The following is a 19356-nucleotide window of genomic DNA, read 5'->3' as shown; positions in this document are numbered from 1 at the left end:
GGCGCGTCCGGGCACCACCCACAGGCTCGTCCGTCGATTTGCTCGAAAGGATCCCTCGCATGTCCCTGGGCTATTCGCAGGTCGCCGTGGTCGGCATCGGGGCGGTCGGATCCGCCCTGGTGGATCTGCTCGCTCGCGCGGGGCTGCCCGTGATCGCCGTCGAGGCGGACGAGGCGGCGCTGACCGCCGGGCGGCACCGGGTGGCGGAGCGCTCCTCCGACGGCGAACGGCCCGGCGCGGTGCGCTGGTCCGCGTCGGTGGCGGACGTCGCGGACGCGGACCTGGTGATCGAGGCCCTCCCGGAACGCCTCGACCTCAAGGCCGACGTCATCGGGAAGGCCCGCGCACTGTGCGCGCCCTCCACGGTGTTCGCCACCACCACGACCGGGCTGTCCGTCACCGAGCTCGCCTCGCGCTGGGGCGCGCTGGCCAGGACCGTCGGCCTGCACCTGTTTCCCGCGGACCCGCTCGAGGTCGTCGAGGTGATCACCACTCCCCTCACGGACGGAGCCGTCCGCGAGGCGACGGAGCGCTTCGTGGCGGGCCTGGGGCTCGACGCGGTCGCCCTGCCCGACCGGCCGGGCTTCATCGGTGGCGCGCTGACCATGGCGTACTTGAACAGCGCCGTGACGATGTACGAGCAGCGCTACGCGTCGCGTGAGGACATCGACGCGGCCATGACCCTGGGCTGCGGGCTGCCGATGGGGCCGCTGACACGGCTCGACGCCATCGGTTTGGACGTGGCCCACGATTCGCTGGAGGCCCTGTACACGCGTACCGGCGACCGCCAGTACGCGCCCGCCCCGCTCCTTTCCCACTATGTGGCGGCCGGACTGTTCGGCCGGAAGTCGGGGCGCGGGCTCTACGACTACTCCGCGGAGCGCGGGTCCGGCGCCCCCGCAGCGCGCCAGGGCGCCGCGGCCGCCCGCCCGATACGGACGATCGGTGTGGTGGGGTCGGGCACGATGGGCGCGGGCATCGCCGAGGTGTGTGCGCGGGCCGGTCACCCGACCGTCCTCGTGGCCCGCAGCGAGGCGAAGGCGAAGGGCGCGCTGCTGGCCGTCGAGCGTTCGTTGGGCAAGGCGGTGACGCGCGGCAAGCTGACGTCCGCCGACCTGGAGGCGACCATGGGCCGCCTGACCGGGGCCTCTCAACTGGAAGCGCTGGACGGCTGTGATCTCGTGATCGAGGCCGTCGTGGAGGAACTCGCCGTCAAACGAAGGCTGTTCGCCGCGCTGGGGCCCCTCTGCCGCCCCGACGCGGTACTCGCCTCGTCCACGTCGAGCCTGCCCATCATCGAGTGCGCGACCGCGTCCGGACGACCCGAGAACGTCCTCGGCATGCACTTCTTCAACCCGGCACCGGTCATGCGCCTGGTCGAGGTGGTCCGCACGGCGCTCACCTCCGACGAGACCGTCGCCACCGCCCACACGCTCGCCACCGCGCTCGGCAAACAGCCGGTGGGGTGTGCCGACCGGGCCGGTTTCATCGTGAACGCGCTGCTGTTCCCGTTCCTCAACCGGGCGATCGGCATGGTCGAGGGGCATGCGGTCGCCCCTGAGGACGTCGACCGCGTGATGACCGGCGGCCACGGCCATCCGATGGGGCCCTTGCGGCTGCTCGACGTCGTGGGTCTGGACGTCTCCCTGCAGATCCAGCGCACGCTGCACCAGACCTTCCTCGAACCCTCGCTCGCCCCCGCGCACTATCTGGAACACCTGGTCGGGGCGGGCCACCTGGGACGCAAGACCGGGGTGGGATTCCTCAACCACGCCCGGGGATGACGCCGAACGCCCGTGGGGTGCGGCGCGACCGGTCGGTCGCGCCGCACCCCACGGGCGTTCTCCGCCGCCTTGCCCAGGAGATGTCGTCGGCCTCGCAGCTCAGGCGACTTCGTCCACCTCGAACTGCAGGTCTATCGGCAGCTGTTGGCGACCCCCTATGTTCAACTTCCGGTACGCCCTGGTCAGATGCTGCTCGACCGTGCTCACCGTGACATAGAGGCGTGAGGAGATGTCCCGGTTGGTGTAGCCACGGGCCGCGAGGGCGGCGACCTTCTTCTCCGAGTCGCTCAGTTTCGCGTCCCGGATGTCCACCGGCGCGTTCCACGCGGTGGTGCCCCAGCTGTTCACATCGTGTTCCTGGTCGATGCGGGCGCGCAGGGGCTGGGCGCCGCACTCCGTCGCCAGCTCCCAGGCCCGCCTTGCCGCCATCGCCGCCTGGTCGCAGTCGCCCAGTTGCTTGTGCGCGTCGCCGAGGTCGCACATGGCGCGGGCCAGTTCCAGACGGTCACCGGCGAGCCGCAGTTGCGCCACCGCGCGGGTGAGCAGCGGCAGTCGCTCGTCGCCGCCGACGGCCGCGCCGAGGATGCGGTGGGAGATCCCGCGGGTGCGCAGGTTGTTGCCTCCCACCCGGGCGATCTGCTCCATGACGAGACGCTCCGCCTCCTTGCGCTCCCCCAGCCTGAGGAGCACCTCGGCGACGTCGCCGCGCCAGGGAAGCCACGCGGGCTGGTCCGCTCCCCAGCGCCGGGCCTGCTCGCCCACGGCCACGAAGTCCTCGAGCGCCGCGTCCAGCCGGTTGATGGCCAGGTGGTGGTGGCCTCGGGCCCGGCGGTAGACGAGCCCGTAGGCACTGCCGTACACCGCGCTGGGCACCGGCTGGTTGAGTCGGCGCGCGCTGCCCTCGATGTCGCCGAGCGCGATCTGCGCCATCACCTGAAGCGAGATGAGACCGCTGACCAGCACGCTGTCCGTGCCCTCGACGATGCGGGCGATGCCGGCCTGCGTGTACTTCTGCGCGCACCCCGGATTGCCCTGGGCGAAGGCGACTTCGGCCCGCAGCCCGGCGAACAGGGCGGACCAGCCGTCGGCGCCGTGCCGCTCCGCGCTCTCCAGGAACGACTCGCTCCAAAAGCCCGCCTTCTGGGTGTTCCCCGAGAAGAGCAGGCACTTGATGGCGCTGGCGATGGGCTCGAGCGTGGCGTCCGTGAGGACGGTGTGCCGCAGGAGCTCTTCAGCGGCGATCACGTAGTCGTCACGGTTGAGACCGAGCGAGAGGCTCCACGGCTGGTCGAGGACCGAGCGCTCCAGGTTCGGCGTCAGGACGACGGAGGATCCGCCGCCGCCCACCTTGGGCGGCCCGAGCACGCCGCCCTCGGCCCAGGGGTAGCGCGCCTCCACGAGCTGGGCGAGGGCGCTGTCCGATCCCACCCGGGTGTCGACGGCGGCGCCCTCCGCGCCCCCGGCCCGCGCGGCCTCGTACGCGAGGGTCCGCGCCTTCGTCATGACCTCGAACGCCTCCTCGACCCGGCGGTGTACGAGGAACAGGTCGACGATCGCCATCAACTGACGGGTCGGCACCTCACCGGCGTGGATCGCCCGCAGCAGGCCCTCGGCCACCTTCTCCGCCGCCGAGGGATGGTTGCGCCGGAGGATCACCGCGGTGCGCACCCTGATCTCGATGCGCTGCACCGGATCGCCGCAGAGCCGGTACGCCAGGTCCAGGAAGTCGACCGCGAGATCGTCCACGTCGTCGGCGAGCACCTCCTCGGCGGCGTCCCTGAGCACGGTCACCGCCCACTCCTCGTCACTGTGCCCGGCCGCGAGCAGGTGCGCTGCCGCGGTGGCCGCCGTGGCGCCCTGCCGGTGCAACAGCTCGGCGGCCCGGTGGTGGAGGTGGCGCCTGTGCTCGGGGGCCATGCCGTCCAGAACGCCTCTGCGCACCGCCGGATGCCGGAACCGGTTGTCGACGATCACGCGGGCCGCCCGCAAGGCGCGCATGGCCTTCGTCGCGACGGCGTGCGGCAGCTCGCAGAGCTCCGTGAGCAGGTCGTGCGCGGCGAGATCGTCGAGCACGGCGAGGCCGTCGGCGACCTTGCCGGCCATCGGGCCGCTGCGCTCCAGACAGATCAGCACCGCGTGCGCGAAGGACTCGCCGACCAGCGGATCGCCCGACTCCTTCTGCTCGGCGAGGTGGTCCGCGATCGGCCCCTCCTCGTGCAGGGCGCGTACGAGTAGGGGGTTGCCTCCGGTGAGCGCGTAGACGTAGTCGAGCAATTCCTCACTCATCGGCGTGTCCGGTTGCAGATGCGCGAGGAGTTGGGCCGTACCCGACCGGTCGAGGCAATCCACCCTGATGCGCTCGAAGTTGGGCTGGCGCAGGAATTCGGTGCGGTACCCGGCGTCCTGCTGCCGGTAGTAGAGGACGTCACCGAAAGCCAGTAACAGCCGTGTGGACCGCGAATTGCCCGCGATATGGAGCAGATACTCGAGGGACTCGTTGTCGATGTGCTGGAGATCGTCCACACCGATCACCACCAACCGGTCGCGTGCGACCGTGTGCAGGGCGGCGCAGAACTTCCGCATGCGGACGGCGCGCCCGGACGTCGGGCTGCCACCCGGGCCGAGGGGCCCGCCCGTGGCGAGGGGTCCACCCTGACCGAGGGACCCGACCGAGCCCGAGTATCCCTCCAGGCCATAGGCGGCGGCCGCCGCCTCCTCCGCCAGGAGCCGGTGCAGTTCCCGCTCGACCTCGGTCGGCAGCCCTGCCCCGAGCAGCAGCTGGCGCAGGACGCCCAGCGGCTCCATGGATTCCGACGGTATTCCTGTCGCCCTCAGGACGACCGCATCGCCTTCCAGGGCGCGCGCTGCGACAAATTCCAGCAGTTCAGTCTTCCCGCAGCCCGCAGGGCCCTCGATGACGATGGTTCTTGCTCTATTGGATGCACAGTCAACCAGGGCAGACTCAAGTCTTATGACTTCCGATTCCCTGTCGATCAGCATCAGAAAGCTCAACCCCCGACTTTCGACTGACCACGGCGCGCATCCCCCACCTTCCACCGGCCGAGCAGCCGGAGCCACACATGGTTTACAACAGGCATTACGGAGTGACGTGGGGGAATCTTTACCGCGGTCTTCCAATTGATTAGTCAACGACGCCAGCTGTGCACCACACCGTCCGATGAAACCCTTGTGGTAGTGCGCCTGTCAACCATCGACCTTGCGCCACGCGATCACCGTGCGCAATCGATTTCGATCACATAAAATCACCCATACGCCAATCAAAACCCCAGGCGAGACGGCTGGTCAGGGTAGCGGATCACGCAAAGCGCCGACAGTCCCAGCAGGTACGGCGCTACTTTTTCGTTAAAATCGAGAAGAGCTCGGGGCATCCGGCACCGCCCACCCCACTCCGCCCGGTGTGACACTCCGTGATTGATGAAATGACCGAAAAGGAAACGCATCGCGGACGCATAGGGGGAGTGACCATCGAACTGCGGTCCCGCCCCACACCGATAAGGGGGTCGAGCCCGCCGTTAGGGGTTCCCCCAGGTCGATCGGTCTTCCTAGCGTCGAGTTGCCTCCACACGGACGAGCGACCAGGAGAAGATCGTGACCGCCCAGCAGGGAGCATTCACTACCGGAATTCGCGGCACCGGTTCATTCCTCCCGGTCGACAAAGTGTCCAATGGACTCGTCGCCGATCGAGCCGGTGTGACCGCGGAGTGGATAGTCCGCAAGACCGGCATACGAGAACGCCGGTACGCCTCCGACCACGAGGCGACGTCCGACCTGGCCGTCGCCGCGGCCCGGGCCGCCCTCGCCGACGCCGACATCACCGCTGGTCAGCTCGGCTGGATCGTGGTGGCGACGTCGACTCCCGACAGCCCTCAGCCCGCCACCGCGAGCCTGGTGCAGCACCGCATCGGCGCCGTCGACGCGGCCGCGTTCGACATCAACGCCGTGTGCAGCGGATTCGTCTTCGCACTGGTCACCGTGGCCCGCCTGCTCGCCGCCGATCCGGCAGGGGCCCCGCGGTTCGGGCTCGTGGTGGGCGCGGACGTGTACTCACGCATCATCGACCCGTCCGACCGGCGCACAGCCGTCCTGTTCGGCGACGGCGCGGGAGCGGTGGTGCTCGGCCCGGTGCGCGCGGGTCACGGCATCATCGGATCGCACCTGACCACCTTCGGGCGCCATCACGACATGATCAAGGTCCCCGCCGGAGGCAGCCGCCTGCCCGCCTCCGAGAAGACCCTCGCGTCGGGTGACCACTTCTTCCAGATGCAGGGGCGTGCCGTGCGGGAGTTCGTCACGGACGAACTCCCCGCCGCCATCGACCGGTTGCTCCTCACCTGCGGCACGGACCCCGCCGCCGTGGACCACTTCGTACCGCATCAGGCCAACGGAGCCATGCTGGCCGACGTGCTCCCCCACCTCGGCCTGCCCCGCGCACGGGCCCATCTGACCGTGGCCGAACACGCCAACACGGGCGCGGCCTCCGTACCGCTGGCCCTGGACACGGCTCGGCGCGCGGGCTCCTTCGGCGACGGCGAGACGCTCCTGCTCGCCGCGTTCGGCGGCGGCATGTCCATCGGGACCGCCCTGATCCGCTGGGACGCCCTACCTCACTTGCGCAGCCAGTGCCCCGCACCGGTCAGCCAGTCAGCGAACAGGCCCTCGTCGCCCAGGACTTCGATCCCGTCGGCCGCGACCGGCGAACGGCGCTGGTAGAGCAGGAGCAGCAGGTCCGTGAGCGGACCCCGTACGGCGGTGGTCGCCTTGCCGTGGGTGTGGCGCCAGGTGAACGGCTCGCCGGTGAGGTCGATCAGCCACTCCCCCGTGCCCTCCGGAGCATCGGTGGCGTGGAAGTGGAGGCCGCGGTCGGGCCCGATCAGCGCGCGCCGCACCTCGGCCGACTCGTACGCCTGCGGCAGCGTGCTGAACTCGATCCACTCGTCGAGGCCGTCGACGGCGACCTCCGCGTCCAGCGTGTACTTCGCGCCGACGGCGGCGGTCGCGTCGAAGCGGTGCACGACGGTCTCGAACGTCATCCGGCGCGCCCAGAACTCCGGTGTCCCGCCCGGTGCCACGGTCCAGATGGGGACGTCCGGGTCCGTGGCGCGCAGCGTGTCCGCGAAGAGCTCGGCCCCGTCCGTCAGCCACTGCGAGAGGGTGGCGAGGTCGTCGCCCTCGTCGGGCGTGACGTCGTTGACCTGGTCGTCGGAGACGGGCCCGGTGGCCCGGGTCCGCACGATCGTCTCGGCCCAGCGGTGCGCGCCGCCGACGTGGCGCAGCAGGTGGGCGAGGGTCCAGCCGGGGCACCCCGGCACGGGCGCGGCGCGGTCGGCGCCGGCCACGGCCGAGGTCAGCAGGGCGGTCTGGTCGAGGATGCGGGCGGCGTAGCGGTCGTGGACCGCGCTCGGGCTCGGACGCGTCATGGCGTCACGATAGACCACCGATCGCAGGCTACTGGGCACGAACCAGGGGCTGTTGAGGACCGCGGAGAAGGTGCGGTACGGGGAGTGGCCAGGGGTCGCACCCGGTTCCCGGCCCGCGCCGGATCCCATGGACCGGCTCATGTCGCCGACACCCCCGCCGACGTCGCGAGGAACTGTGTCGCCGCCAGCTCCCCGTACAACGGATCCGCCGCCACCAGTTCGGCGTGCGTACCCGTCGCGCGGACGCCTCCCACGTCCATCACCACGATCCGGTCGGCCAGCGTCACCGTCGACAGGCGGTGCGCCACCACGAGGACCGTCACCTCACGGGCCACCTCCGCCACGACGTCCCGCAGGGCCAGTTCGTTGACCGCGTCGAGCTGCGAGGTCGCCTCGTCGAGCAGGAGCAGCCGCGGCTTCCGCAGCAGCGCCCTGGCGATCGCCACCCGCTGCCGTTCACCGCCGGAGAGCTTGGAGCCCCGGTGTCCGACGACCGTGTCCAGGCCCTCGGGCAGCCGCGCCACCACGGCGTCGAGACGAGCGCGCACGAGGACGTCGTCGACGTCGGAGTCGGTGGCGCCCGGCGCCCCGAAGAGGAGGTTCTCGCGCAGCGTGCCCGCGAGGACGGGCGCGTCCTGCTCGACGTACCCGATGGTGGCCCTGAGTTCGGCGAGCGGCCACTCCTGGACGTCCCTGCCGTCGACCAGGACGCGGCCGCCCGAGGCGTCGTAGAACCGCTCGATCAGGCCGAACACGGTGGTCTTGCCCGCGCCGGAGGGGCCGACGAACGCGGTCATGCCGGGCCCCGGCACGTGGAAGCTCACGCCGTGATGGACGTACGGAAGGTCCTCGCGGTAACGGAAACGCACGTCCTCGAAGACGACGGAGGCGGCGCCCGCCCGCGCCTGCCCCACCGGCTCCCCCTCTTCCGGCCCGTCCACCTCCTCCGTCTCCAGCCGCTCCGCCTGCACGATGCGGGCGACGGCCGCCGAGCCCACCTGGTACTGCGATGCCGCCTCGACCAGGCGCGAGACCGGGTCGATCAGATAGAAGAGGAAGAGCAGGAAGGCCACCAGCGTCGCGATGGAGATGGCCCCCGACGCGACCCGCGCGCCGCCGATGCCGAGCACCGCGAGGAACGACACCTGCACGGCGAGCCCGACCGAACTCCACGCCACCGACTGCCACTTGGCCGACCGGACGCCGTGCCGCCACGCCTCCTGGGCGGCCTCCTGCACGGCGGCGGCCTCGCGCCGTTCGGCACCGGACGCCTTGAGGGTGCGGAAGGCGCCGAACGCCCTCTCCAGCGCGGTCGAGATCGTGCCGACCGCCTCCTGGGCGCGCTGTGTCGCCTGCGCGATCTTCGGCATGACCAGGGCCGTCGCGCCGCCGATGAGCACGATCACGCCCAGCGTGACGCCGAGCAGGACCGGGTCCATCAGCGCCATCATCACGATCGTCGCGATGAAGGTGAGCCCACCGGAGGCGGCGGACACCACGGACTGGGTGGTCACCGCGCGCAGCAGCGTCGTGTCCGAGGTGACCCGCGACATCAGGTCGCCCGGCTGGGTGCGCTCCACCTCCGCGAGGCGCAGCCGCAGCAGCCGTCCGATGAGGGTGCGCCTGGCCGCGAGCACCACGGACTCGGCGGTGCGTTCCAGGACGTACGCGCCGACGGACTCGATCGCGGTGCCGAGCAGCACGAGCCCGGTGAGGAGCAGCAGGATGCCGGTGATCGACTCGTCGGTGCCGAGCCGCTCCACGAGCGACTTGGCCGCCAGGGGCTGGGCGAGCCCCGACGCCGCGCCGATCAGCGTGAAGAGCGCGCCGAGCGCCACGGCACCGCGGTGCGGCCGGAAGTGGCGGTACAGGACGCGCCAGGTCTCCCTGGCGGGCAGGCGTTCGGTCGTCTTGAGGGTGGAGGCGGGGGCGGCTCTCGCGGAGTCCGGGGCTGCGTCGGTCACGACTGACAGGACGCGCCGGACAGTGATCCACCTGACTGGCGCGGTACGCGTCTCCCGACGGGCGCTCGTACAGGGTTACGAGGGTTAGCTGCCCCGCATGATTCGTCCGGCGCTTCACTACCCCGGATGTCGACGGAGAGTTAGACGATCTGTCGAAACCGGTGCAGTGACGATTCTGCACGGCGACCGTGGCACGGGGCGGGCAGTCGGGCTCGCGGCGGTGAAGGACGCGAGTGGGAGTGGAGCGGCGTGCGAGTACGGGGAGACGGGGCGGGCGATGCCCGGCGGGAGCGGTCCGGGCCGAGGACCGGCGGTCCGATGGAGCGAGCCCTGTCCGGGCGGCCCCTCGCCGGGCGGATCCTGGTCGGCAGGACCGAGGAACTGGGGGCGCTGCGCAGGCTCCTCGCGCAGCGCCGCCTCGTCACGGTGGTGGGTGGTGCGGGAGTGGGCAAGAGCCTCCTCGCCGCACACGCGGCCGCCGCGGTCGGCGGCTCGCTCCCGGACGGTGTGGTGCGCGTGCGCTGGTGGGACGGCGGGCCCGGACGGCGCAGGACGGTGGCACAAGCGGTGGCCGAGGCACTGGACGCGGCGGTCGAGGGCACCGGCGCCGCGGTCGGCGTCACGGACCTCGTGGCACGGCTGCGGTCGCGCCGGATGCTGGTGGTGCTCGACGACTTCGACCCGGTGCGCGCGGACTGCGTCCACCTGGTCCACGCGCTCCTGGACGGTGCTCCGGGCGTACGGATCCTCGCCGCGGGCCGCCATCCGCTCGGCCTCGGCGACGAGGCGGTCCTGCGCCTGGGCCCACTCGCCCTCACACCGTCCGGCGCCGACGGCGCGGAGCTCGCCCCCGCGGTCGCGCTGTTCCTGGAACGGGTACGGGCGGCACGGCACCGGGCCGCGTCCGGGGGTCGGCAGTCGCCTCCCCCCCGGGGTGCCCGGTGCGCCGGGTGACGACGCCGACAGGGACACCGAAGGCGATGCGGGAGTACGACGGTTGCGGGGCGCGGTGGCACGGGCGCGGCGGGGGCGGGCCGCGTGGGCGATCCCCCGTAAACGGGGGCGGGAGGTTCCTGGGGCGGAGCGCGAAGCGTCGGGGGCGCGGAGAGGTGAAGCCGGGGGTCCGTCGACGGGCGGGCCCTCGGGCGCGTCGGAGCCACGGGGACACGGGGCTGGGCGACCACCGACGCCCGGTCCTTCGGACACGCCGGTGCGACACGGCACCGAATCGCCGAAGCGCGGCGGCGAGCGGCCGCCTCCGGCGGGTGCCGCGGGTCCACCGGTGGACGGCGGTGCACGACGGGAAGCGCCCCGCCCCTCCGCACCGCGGTTCGGCGACGCGGATCGCGATGACGCGGCCCCCTCCGTACCCGCGGACGCGGAGCCCGTCGTACGACCGGACTCGACGCCTGCGCCACACACTCACGCGGACACGCATCTCACCGCGCCCACAGAACCAGAACCTCCCGTACGACCGGACGCAGCGCCTGCCCCACACGGCGACGCCGCGCCTGCCCCTCACGCGGACGCGGGGCCCCTCGTACGCGGAGCAGCCGCAGAGCTCCGCCTGTCCGGGCCCCGGAGTGGCGAGCCCGCCCCGGGCGATCGCCCGGAACCCGCCGAACCCTCCGCCGACGAGCTCCGTATCGCCCTCCACATCTGCCGCCGCCTCGAAGGCGTCCCCCTGGCCATCGAGTTGGCGGCCGCGCAGGTCGCCGAGTACTCGATGGTGCAGCTCGTGCGGATGCTGGACGCCGGGCAGGGCTGGCTCGGCGTGCCGGACGCGCCGCTGCGCAGGCACCGGTCGCTGCGTGCCGCCGTGGGCGCGGGATACGCGCTCTGCGAGCCCACCGAGCGCACCACTTGGGCGCGGCTCAGCGTCTTCGCAGGGGACTTCGACGAGGACGCCGCGGTGTTCGTGTGCTCGGGCGGCGGTCTCGGCGCCGAGGAGGTGCCGGTCTGTCTGGCCCGCCTCGTGCTCGCCTCCGTCCTGACGCCGGTCCGCGATCCGGGCGGCGTGCTGCCTCCGCGCTACCGCATGACGGAGGCGGCCCGAGGCTTCGGCGCCGAACGGCTCCAGTCCGCGGGCGAGACGGCCGCCGCCGTCAGCCGTCATCTGTACTGGTACGCGAACATCGCATCGAGCGCCCACCACTTGTGGAGCACGGGCCTGCACGAACAGGCCACGACGCTCGTCCGCGAGGAGGAGGACAACCTGCACGCCGCGCTCGCCAGACAGCCCCACCGCGCCGACGAAGCGACCGCTGCGCTCGCCGTGGCCGTGGACCTGTGGTTCTGGTGGGCCGTCTGCGGCCGGGCTGCCGAGGGGCGCGAGCACCTGCGGCGGCTGCTGCCGGTGGGCCGGGCCGACACCCGGCTGTGCGGTCAGGCGCTGTGGCTGGCGGGCTGGCTCGCCGTGTGCGTCGACGCGCCGGACGCCGCCGAACTCCTCGGCCAGGCATGGCGCGTGGGCATGCTCGCGGGGGACGACGCCACGATCGGGCGGGTCTCGCACGTCCTCGGCGCGGTCGCCCTGGAGGAGGGCAGGACGGAGCGGGCCATCGCCCACTTGTGGGAGGCCGCCGACACCATTCCCGTGCACGCGGAGCACGGCCCGCCCGCCGCCGTGAGCTGGGCGCTCCTCGCCGTGGCCCAAGCGAAAGTCAGCCCCGCCGACGCCCGGCGCAGCATCCGTCGCGCGTCGGCGGGCCCGCAGCCCCGGCACGACGTATGGACGCGGTCCATGACGCAGTACGCGCAGGCCCTCGTCGACCATCGGCGCGGGCGCCGCAGTCGTGCCTGGCGCCGTGCGCACAAGGCGCTCGCCGGGGCGATCGGGGTGGCGGGCGCCGCCAGGACCACCGCGCCGGGCAAGGCGGACGGCACGACGGGGGCAGCCGGTGCCGGTCCTGCCGCCGCCATGATGACCGGCCCGCCCGGAGCCGCTCTCATCCATCAACTGATCGCGGACATCGAGGCGGGACCACCACCATCCATCTGACCTTCGCACCCAGTGCGGGGCGGTGTCGCGCGGCGGCCGCCGCGGTCGAAGAAGTCCGCGAGGGGCAGCGTCGCCGCGCCCACCGTGACCGCGTCCGGGCCGAGTTTGCCGAGGTCTATGGTGACGCGGGCGGCGGGGTGGCGCAGGGCGTACGCGTCGGCGTACTCCCGTACGGCGGGCAGGAGACGGGGGCCGAGTTGGAGGCCCGCCCAGCCGCCGACCAGGACGCGTTCGGGGCCGAAGAGGTTGACGAGGTCGGAGATGCCCGCGCCCAGGTACTCCGCGGTCTCGTCGAGCACGGCCAGCGCGACGGGGTCGGGCCTGCCTCCGTCCTGGGGATACGCGGCGGCGAGCAGGGCGCTCACGCCGGTCTCCTCGTCGGCGCCCGGGGGCAGTTGGCCACCGGCCTCCTGCCACCGCTCCAGCAGCGCCTCGGCTCCCGCGTACGCCTCCAGGCACCCGCGGGCCCCGCAGCGGCACCTGCGGCCCCGGACGCTCACGGTGAGGTGGCCCCACTCGGCGGGGCCGCCGCGTGCACCGCCGTGGAGGACGCCGTCGGTGACGACGCACGCGCCCACGCCCGAGCCGACCAGGACGATCGCCGCGTCCCGCGCACCGCGCCCGCCGCCGCACCACATCTCCGCCTGGCCGAGCGCCCGCGCGCCGTTGTCGACGAAGTAGGCCGTGCCCGGGGGGAGTTCGACGGCCTCGCGCAGCATCATCTCCAGCGGGACGGCGTCCCAGCCGATGGTCTGGCCGTGCACCACCGTGGCGCCCGACGCGTCCCGGTCGACGATCCCCGGCACACCCACGCCCACGCCGATCAGGTCACCGCCACCCGCCGCACCACTGCCCGGCGCCCCGCCGCCCCGTGAGCCCCCACCCACCTCCGTGACGCCGTCCCTGATGTGACGCACGATCAGTTCGACGTCGTGGCCCGAGTCCGTCAACGGGCTTTCCGTGCAGGCCAGTTCGGTGAGCGCGAGGTCGAGCGCCGCCACACGCACCCGTGTCTCCCCCACGTCGACGCCGATGAGGCGGCCGCTCGACGGGGCGACGCGCAGGAGCGTACGCGGGCGGCCGCCGTCGGACTCGACGACTCCCGCCTCCTCCAGGAGGCCGTCCGCGGCGAGTTCGGCGACGACGTTGCTCACGGATCCCGAACTCAGTCCGGTCGCGGGGCCGAGCGCCTGACGGCTCATCGGCCCGCCGAAGTACAGCCGCCGCAGCACCGTGGCGCGATTGCCCACGCGCAGGTCGCGCACCGTCCGACTGCCCCGCTCAGCCATGTGACTCCTCTCCGGTCGGCAACATACCCGCGCGCTGACATCACGAGAGGCACGGATCCGGCATGCGCGGAAGCCCAGCCGCGGCCGCGATCGAGACGGTGCCAGTGGCGCCCCCAAGAATCAGGTGGGTCCGAACCGACCGTTCGCCCATACTGCCCCGATGTACACCGACGCCGACGCCGCCGCCCTCTACGACCTGCTCAACCCGTGGGACGGCACACGCCACCGCTCCGACGCCTTCTACAACGACCTCGTCCTGCGGGCCGACGCCGTCCTCGACGTGGGCTGCGGCACCGGAGCCATGCTGCACCAGGCACGCGCGCGTGGGCATGCGGGACGGCTCGTCGGTCTCGACCCGTCCGCCGCCATGCTCGAACGCGCACGTCGGCGCGCGGACATCGAGTGGATGCACGGCACGGCATCGGACGCCTCCTGGGACCGGGAGTTCGACCTGGCGACGATGGTCAGCCACGCGTTCCAGTGCCTGGTCGGCGACGACGAACTGCGCGCGTCGCTCAGCGCCGTGCACGCCGCGCTGCGCGGCGGCGGACGCTTCGCCTTCGAGACCCGGTATCCGGGGGCCAGGGCATGGCAGGAGTGGAACCCGGCGCACGCGCGGGACCTCGTGGACGCGGCGGGGCGTGCCGTGCGGGTGTGGCACGAGGTGGAAGAGGTGGCCGGGGACGTGGTGACGTTCACCGAGTCCGTCGGCCGTCCCGACGGCGGCGTGCTGCGGGTCGACCGCACGAGCCTGCGCTTCCTCGACGTCGCGGGGCTCGGGGACTTCCTCACCGATGCGGGGTTCACCGTCGAGGCCCAGTACGGGGACTGGGAGCGCGGCCCCGTCACCGCCGACAGCCGCGAGATCGTCACGGTCGCACGGCGGACGTGACGTCGCTCGGCGCCGGACTCGGGCGCAGGACACCCGCCGTGCAGGCGGCGACCACGCAGAACGCCACCGGCAGGAAGAACGTCAGGTTGAGCGGGACGAAGTGGGTCAGCGGTCCGATCACGGCGGGGCCCGCCAGCATGCCGAGGTAGCCGAGTCCCGCGACGCGCGAGACGTTGACGCCCGCCGCGTCCCGGTCGGCGTGGCCCGCGGCGCTGAAGAGCTGCGGTATGCAGCCGGAGAGTCCCGCGCCGAAGACGGTCCAGCCGATCAGGGCCATCGGGACCCACGGGGAGAGCGCGGTCACGGTGAGACCGACCGCGGCCACGCCCGCGCCGTAGCGGAGGACGGCGACCGGGCCGAAGCGGGCGGCCACCCGGTCGGCAAGCAGTCTGCCCACCGTCATGGCGGTGGCGAAGGCTCCGTAGGCGAGGGCAGCGGTGGCGGCGGGCGCGTCGAGGACGTCGCGCGCGTGCAGCACGCTCCAGTCGTTGGCGACGCCTTCGCAGAGCATCAGCATCAGGGCGAGGGCGGCGAGGAACCAGATCCGGCGGGGAGTGCGGCGCTTGACCGGCACCGTCGCTCTCGCATCGGCGTCCGGGCCCGCACCGCTCTCCCTGTTCGCGTCGTCGCCCGCCGCGCGCTCGGCGCGGAGCAGCGCCGGGGCGGCCAGCACGGCGGCCGCGAGACCGGCGACGGCGATCACGGCGAGCGTCACCGCGGGGCTCCAGCCCCAACTGAGCGTACGGGCCCCGACCAGGGCCGCGAGGACACCGCCGATGGAGAACGTGGCGTGGAAGGCGGACATGACAGGCCGCCGGTAGCCGTGTTCGACCTGGACGGCGTGCGCGTTCATGCTGACGTCCAGGCAGCCGTTGCCGAAGCCGAGCACGAGGAGCGCCGCGCCGAGCGCCCCGACGTTGGTGGCGACGCCCGGCAGCACCAGCGCGGCGCTGCACAGCGCGGCACTCACCGGGACGACGGTCCGCGCGCCGATCCGGTCCGTGAGCGGCCCGACGATCTGCATCCCCACGAAGGCGCCCGCCCCGAGCAGCAGCAGGAGCCAGCCGAGCACGGCGTGGCTGATCCCCGCGCGGTCCTCGATCGCGGGGATGTGGACGATCCACATCCCCATCAGGAAGCCGTTCAGGGCGAAGTAGCCGAAGGTGGCCCGCCGTGCGCCCCGCAAGGTGCTGTCCACGCTGTTCTCCACGGTCTTCATGCGTCTCTCTCCCGCGACTACCTGCCGTCCTGTCCACTTCTCCCGAACGAACATAACGAACAACATTCATGTTCGGAAGTTTGATTTCCGAACACACATGATGTTTGATGTGGGAGTGGCCAGTACAGATCGACTGCGGCAGATCACGGACGCCGTGCGCGCGGCGGGCCGTCTCGGCGTCGCGGAGCTCGCCGGGCTCACGGGCGCTTCGGAGATGACCATCCGGCGCGACCTGGAGACGCTCGCCGACCAGGGCGTCCTGGAGCGCTACCGGGGCGGCGCCCGCAGCCTGTTGCTGCGCGGCGAGGAGCCGCCCTTCGCGCTGCGGGAACACGACGGCATCGAGACCAAGCGGCGCATCGCCGCCGAGGTCGCCGGGCTGATCGCCGACGGCGAGTCCGTCGTCGTCGACAGCGGCACGACCTGCCTGGAAGTGGCCCGCGCGCTGGCGCACCGCAGGGTGACCGCCATGCCGCTGTCCCTGCACGCGGTGCACGCGCTGACCGGCGCGCCGCAGGTGACGCTGCTCGTGCCCGGCGGCAGGCCGCGCCCCGGCGAGCTGGCGCTCACGGGACCGCTGACCACCGCGTCACTGGCGGCCCTGCGCTTCGACACGGCCGTCATCGGCTGCTGCGGGCTCACCGCCTCGGACGGCCTGACCGCCTACGACCTGGACGACGCCGCCGTGAAGCGCGCTGCGATCGGCTCGGCACGCCGGGTCATCGCCGTCGCGGAGGCGGCCAAGCTCTCGCGTACCGCCCTGGCCTTCGTCGCACCCGCCACCGCCCTGCACGCCGTCGTCACGGACGTCACGGCGCAGGACGAGGAGACCGACGCGCTGGCCACGGCGGGCGTGACCGTACGAAAGGTATGACCTGACCCCATGATCCTCTTCGACATGTTCGGCGTCATCGCGCGCCACCAGTCACCGGACGGCAAGGACCGCGTCGCCGCGATCGCGGGCGCCCCCGACACCGCCTTCTGGGACGCCTATTGGGGGCTGCGCCAGCCGTACGACCGCGGGGACGTGACAGGCCCCGCGTACTGGCGCCGGGTGGCCGATGAGCTCGGCACGGACTTCGACGAGCGGCGGATCGCGCAGCTCGTCGAGGCCGACATCGCCAGTTGGAGCGCCGTCGAGGAGACCATGGTCGCGCTGATCGAGGAACTCGCGGCGGCGGGCAGGCCGATCGCGCTCCTGTCCAACATCCCCGAGGAGCTGGCCGCCCACTACGAAGAGCGGCATTCCTGGCTCAAGCGCTTCCAGGTGCGCGCCTTCTCCTGCCGCATCGGCCACGCCAAGCCCGAGCCCGGCGCCTATCTCTGGTGTCTGGAGGCCCTGGGCGCCGCACCGGACGACGTCCTGTTCGTCGACGACCGCGAGGAGAACATCCGGGCCGCCGAGGCCCTCGGTCTGCGCGGGCACCTCTTCACCTCTCCCGCGAACCTGAGGGAAGCGCTCGGCCTCAGCGTGTGATCGCGCCGAACAGGGCCTTCGCGCACAGGTCGCGCACTTGTTCCCGCGTCAGGCCCGGCTCCTCCAGCCACTCCAGGCACACGGCCACCATGAAGGCGAGCCAGCCCCGTACGGCGAGGCGCAGCGCGGGCGGGTCCTGGGTGAGCTCCCCCGCGCCCGGGTCGGCGGCGAGGGCCGCGAGGATCTGCCGTTCCTGGGCGGCGAGGCCCTCCCGGTAGACCTCGCGCACCTGCGGGTCCCCCGCCGCCTCGGCCCGGTGGAACGCCCGGAAGCCGTGCGCATGGGTCTCCACGTAGCCGAGGAACGCGTCGAGTCCGGTGGTGATCTGCTCGCGCACCGGCACCCCGGGGACGGCCGCCGTCAGGCGCAACATCCGCTCGCTCTCGCGCTGCACCACGGCGGCGAAGAAGTCCCTTTTGGTCGGGAAGTAGTGGTACAGGAGGCCGCGCGAGACCCCGGCGATCTCGGCGACGCGCTCGATCCACACATCGTCGTACGGCTTCTGCGCGAACAGCCGCGACCCGACCGAAAGCAGCTGCTCACGGCGCTCCTCCGTGGTCAGTCTGCGTCGTGCGCGCTGCTGCGGTTCCACGGCCATGCAGGCACCTTACTTGACGCGAATTCAACAACGGCACCAGACTGGAAGCTCCTATTGAATCCACGTACAACAGGCCCAACGGGTCCGTCGGACAAGGGAGATGGGCACATGGCGCAGACGACGCGGCCCGCGACGGGGAGTACGAGCACCACGGGACCGGCCGGCCCTGTCGGCCCGACCGGACTCGCGAAGGGGTTCCGCAGCGCGGAGCAGGGCTGGCCCGAGCTGCACCGGATACCACACCCGCCGCGCCGCGTCCCGCTGCTCGGCGACGTGCTCGGCGTCAACGTCCGCACCCCGCTGCAGGATTCGATGCGGATCGCCGACCGGCTCGGACCCATCTTCCGGCGGAAGGCCTTCGGCAAGGAGTTCGTCTTCGTGTGGGGGGCCGAACTCGCCGCCGACCTCGCGGACGAGTCGCGGTTCGCCAAACACGTGGGGCTCGGCGTCGCCAACCTCCGCCCCGTGGCGGGCGACGGGCTCTTCACGGCGTACAACCACGAGCCCAACTGGCAGCTCGCGCACGACGTCCTCGCCCCCGGGTTCAGCAGGGACGCGATGGCGGGCTACCACCCGCTGATGCTGGACGTCGCACGGCAGCTGACCACCCGGTGGGACGAGCGGGAGGCGGCGGGCGACGCGGTGGACGTGCCCGGCGACATGACGAAGCTGACCCTGGAGACGATCGCCCGCACCGGCTTCGGCCACGACTTCGGCTCCTTCGAACGGGCCGCGCCGCACCCCTTCGTGACGGCCATGGTCGGCACGCTCTCCTTCGCCCAGCGCCGCAACGTGGTGCCGCCGCTGCTCAGCCCGCTGCTGTTGCGCGGCGCCGACCGGCGCAACGAGGCCGACATGGCCTACCTCAACCGCACCGTCGACGAGGTGGTCGCGGCCCGCCGCGCCGCCGGTGGCTCCGGTGGCGGCCAGGGCGATCTGCTCGACCGGATGCTGGAGGTCGCCCACCCCGACACCGGGGAGCGGCTCTCCGCCGAGAACATCCGCCGCCAGGTGATCACCTTCCTGGTCGCGGGGCACGAGACGACGTCCGGCGCGCTGTCGTTCGCGCTGCACTACCTGTCGCGCCACCCCGATGTGCTCGCCCGCGCGCGGGCCGAGGTCGACGAGGTCTGGGGAGCCGACGGGGAGCCCGCCTACGAGCAGGTGGCCAAGCTCCGCTATCTGCGCCGGGTGCTCGACGAATCGCTGCGGCTGTGGCCGACCGCGCCGGGCTTCGCGCGCGAGGCCGTCCAGGACACGACGCTCGGCGGCGAACACCCGATGCGCAGGGGCGCCTGGGCGCTGGTCCTCGCGACGATGCTGCACCGCGACCCGGCGGCCTGGGGCGAGAACGCGGCGGAGTTCGACCCCGACCGGTTCGCGCCGTCGGCGGTGCGCGCCAGGCCCGCGCACGTCTTCAAACCGTTCGGCACCGGCGCGCGTGCCTGCATCGGCCGTCAGTTCGCGCTCCACGAGGCCACGTTGGTCCTCGGACTGCTCTTGCGCCGCTACGACCTGCACGCCGATCCCGGCTACCGGCTGCGGATCGCCGAGCGCCTGACCCTCATGCCGGACGGCCTCACGCTGCGGCTCGGACGCCGCGCCGGGGCCGCGTAGGGGCGCGAATGTCAGACCCGTGCGCGAGAGTGGAGATGGCATCGGTGCGATGCCATCCGTGCCACCCAGCGCAGAGG

14 protein-coding genes are annotated in these 19356 nt (G+C 72.5%); 8 read left to right on the top strand and 6 right to left on the bottom strand.

Annotation, left to right across the window (positions count from 1 at the left end; genetic code table 11):
- Positions 1 to 59: 59 nt before the first annotated feature.
- Complete coding sequence (locus tag KY5_RS39550; RefSeq protein WP_098246711.1) at positions 60 to 1784, top strand: 3-hydroxyacyl-CoA dehydrogenase family protein; 1725 nt, start codon at positions 60 to 62, stop codon at positions 1782 to 1784.
- A 99-nt stretch (positions 1785 to 1883) separates the two neighbouring features.
- Here the strand turns inward: KY5_RS39550 and KY5_RS39545 are convergent, their stop codons facing one another.
- The gene (locus KY5_RS39545) at positions 1884 to 4784 is read right to left on the bottom strand and encodes a helix-turn-helix transcriptional regulator (RefSeq protein WP_098246710.1); all 2901 of its coding nucleotides are present in this window, start codon (positions 4782 to 4784) and stop codon (positions 1884 to 1886) included.
- 609 nt (positions 4785 to 5393) lie between these two features.
- Here KY5_RS39545 and KY5_RS39540 point away from each other — a divergent pair.
- Positions 5394 to 6515, top strand: coding sequence for a 3-oxoacyl-ACP synthase III family protein (locus KY5_RS39540; RefSeq protein WP_098246709.1), 1122 nt, complete (start codon positions 5394 to 5396; stop codon positions 6513 to 6515).
- On the opposite strand, the gene KY5_RS39535 is transcribed toward KY5_RS39540, so the two are convergent.
- The gene (locus tag KY5_RS39535; protein ID WP_098247795.1) at positions 6410 to 7222 is read right to left on the bottom strand and encodes a maleylpyruvate isomerase family mycothiol-dependent enzyme; all 813 of its coding nucleotides are present in this window, start codon (positions 7220 to 7222) and stop codon (positions 6410 to 6412) included. The two genes, KY5_RS39540 and KY5_RS39535, sit on opposite strands and share 106 nt — an antisense overlap.
- Before the next feature lie 137 nt (positions 7223 to 7359).
- The gene (locus KY5_RS39530; protein WP_199843719.1) at positions 7360 to 9120 is read right to left on the bottom strand and encodes an ABC transporter ATP-binding protein; all 1761 of its coding nucleotides are present in this window, start codon (positions 9118 to 9120) and stop codon (positions 7360 to 7362) included.
- A 384-nt stretch (positions 9121 to 9504) separates the two neighbouring features.
- Here KY5_RS39530 and KY5_RS39525 point away from each other — a divergent pair, with 384 nt between their 5' ends.
- Both KY5_RS39525 and KY5_RS39520 read left to right on the top strand, forming a co-directional pair.
- Positions 9505 to 10140, top strand: coding sequence for an AAA family ATPase (locus KY5_RS39525; protein ID WP_098246707.1), 636 nt, complete (start codon positions 9505 to 9507; stop codon positions 10138 to 10140).
- Positions 10141 to 10882: 742 nt separating this feature from the next.
- The gene (locus KY5_RS39520) at positions 10883 to 12187 is read left to right on the top strand and encodes a hypothetical protein (protein ID WP_098246706.1); all 1305 of its coding nucleotides are present in this window, start codon (positions 10883 to 10885) and stop codon (positions 12185 to 12187) included.
- On the opposite strand, the gene KY5_RS39515 is transcribed toward KY5_RS39520, so the two are convergent.
- Positions 12142 to 13476, bottom strand: a complete 1335-nt coding sequence (locus tag KY5_RS39515) for an ROK family transcriptional regulator (protein ID WP_098246705.1) — start codon at positions 13474 to 13476, stop codon at positions 12142 to 12144. The genes KY5_RS39520 and KY5_RS39515 overlap by 46 nt on opposite strands.
- A gap of 160 nt (positions 13477 to 13636) precedes the next feature.
- On the opposite strand from KY5_RS39515, the gene KY5_RS39510 reads away from it, so the two are divergent.
- Complete coding sequence (locus KY5_RS39510; protein ID WP_098246704.1) at positions 13637 to 14368, top strand: class I SAM-dependent methyltransferase; 732 nt, start codon at positions 13637 to 13639, stop codon at positions 14366 to 14368.
- On the opposite strand, the gene KY5_RS39505 is transcribed toward KY5_RS39510, so the two are convergent.
- Positions 14346 to 15587: an MFS transporter gene (locus KY5_RS39505; protein WP_098246703.1), complete on the bottom strand. Its 1242-nt coding sequence runs from the start codon at positions 15585 to 15587 to the stop codon at positions 14346 to 14348. The two genes, KY5_RS39510 and KY5_RS39505, sit on opposite strands and share 23 nt — an antisense overlap.
- Positions 15588 to 15702: 115 nt before the next feature.
- Between KY5_RS39505 and KY5_RS39500 the strand changes: the two genes are divergently transcribed.
- Entirely contained in the window at positions 15703 to 16461 is a 759-nt protein-coding gene (locus KY5_RS39500; protein ID WP_098246702.1) for a DeoR/GlpR family DNA-binding transcription regulator, read from the top strand.
- A gap of 9 nt (positions 16462 to 16470) precedes the next feature.
- The gene (locus KY5_RS39495) at positions 16471 to 17064 is read left to right on the top strand and encodes an HAD family hydrolase (RefSeq protein ID WP_098246701.1); all 594 of its coding nucleotides are present in this window, start codon (positions 16471 to 16473) and stop codon (positions 17062 to 17064) included.
- Here the strand turns inward: KY5_RS39495 and KY5_RS39490 are convergent.
- Positions 17054 to 17662, bottom strand: coding sequence for a TetR/AcrR family transcriptional regulator (locus KY5_RS39490; RefSeq protein WP_098246700.1), 609 nt, complete (start codon positions 17660 to 17662; stop codon positions 17054 to 17056). The two genes, KY5_RS39495 and KY5_RS39490, sit on opposite strands and share 11 nt — an antisense overlap.
- Positions 17663 to 17770: 108 nt before the next feature.
- On the opposite strand from KY5_RS39490, the gene KY5_RS39485 reads away from it, so the two are divergent.
- Positions 17771 to 19279 (top strand): cytochrome P450, encoded by a 1509-nt coding sequence (locus KY5_RS39485; protein WP_098246699.1) that lies wholly within the window; start codon positions 17771 to 17773, stop codon positions 19277 to 19279.
- The last annotated feature ends 77 nt before the right edge of the window (positions 19280 to 19356 follow it).

Origin of the sequence: Streptomyces formicae, assembly GCF_002556545.1 — a bacterium.
GTDB lineage: Bacteria > Actinomycetota > Actinomycetes > Streptomycetales > Streptomycetaceae > Streptomyces > Streptomyces formicae_A.
Note: the sequence above shows the minus strand (reverse complement) of the source record. Positions and strands in the feature narration are given on the sequence as shown.

What these genes read in the sequence shown, in the direction of transcription:
- KY5_RS39550 (WP_098246711.1), top strand. Translation starts at nt 60, where the DNA reads ATGTCCCTGGGCTATTCGCAGGTCGCCGTGGTCGGCATCGGGGCGGTC.
- KY5_RS39545 (WP_098246710.1), bottom strand. Translation starts at nt 4,784, where the DNA reads ATGCTGATCGACAGGGAATCGGAAGTCATAAGACTTGAGTCTGCCCTG.
- KY5_RS39535 (WP_098247795.1), bottom strand. Translation starts at nt 7,222, where the DNA reads ATGACGCGTCCGAGCCCGAGCGCGGTCCACGACCGCTACGCCGCCCGC.
- KY5_RS39525 (WP_098246707.1), top strand. Translation starts at nt 9,505, where the DNA reads ATGGAGCGAGCCCTGTCCGGGCGGCCCCTCGCCGGGCGGATCCTGGTC.
- KY5_RS39515 (WP_098246705.1), bottom strand. Translation starts at nt 13,476, where the DNA reads ATGGCTGAGCGGGGCAGTCGGACGGTGCGCGACCTGCGCGTGGGCAAT.
- KY5_RS39510 (WP_098246704.1), top strand. Translation starts at nt 13,637, where the DNA reads ATGTACACCGACGCCGACGCCGCCGCCCTCTACGACCTGCTCAACCCG.
- KY5_RS39505 (WP_098246703.1), bottom strand. Translation starts at nt 15,587, where the DNA reads ATGAAGACCGTGGAGAACAGCGTGGACAGCACCTTGCGGGGCGCACGG.
- KY5_RS39495 (WP_098246701.1), top strand. Translation starts at nt 16,471, where the DNA reads ATGATCCTCTTCGACATGTTCGGCGTCATCGCGCGCCACCAGTCACCG.
- KY5_RS39490 (WP_098246700.1), bottom strand. Translation starts at nt 17,662, where the DNA reads ATGGCCGTGGAACCGCAGCAGCGCGCACGACGCAGACTGACCACGGAG.
- KY5_RS39485 (WP_098246699.1), top strand. Translation starts at nt 17,771, where the DNA reads ATGGCGCAGACGACGCGGCCCGCGACGGGGAGTACGAGCACCACGGGA.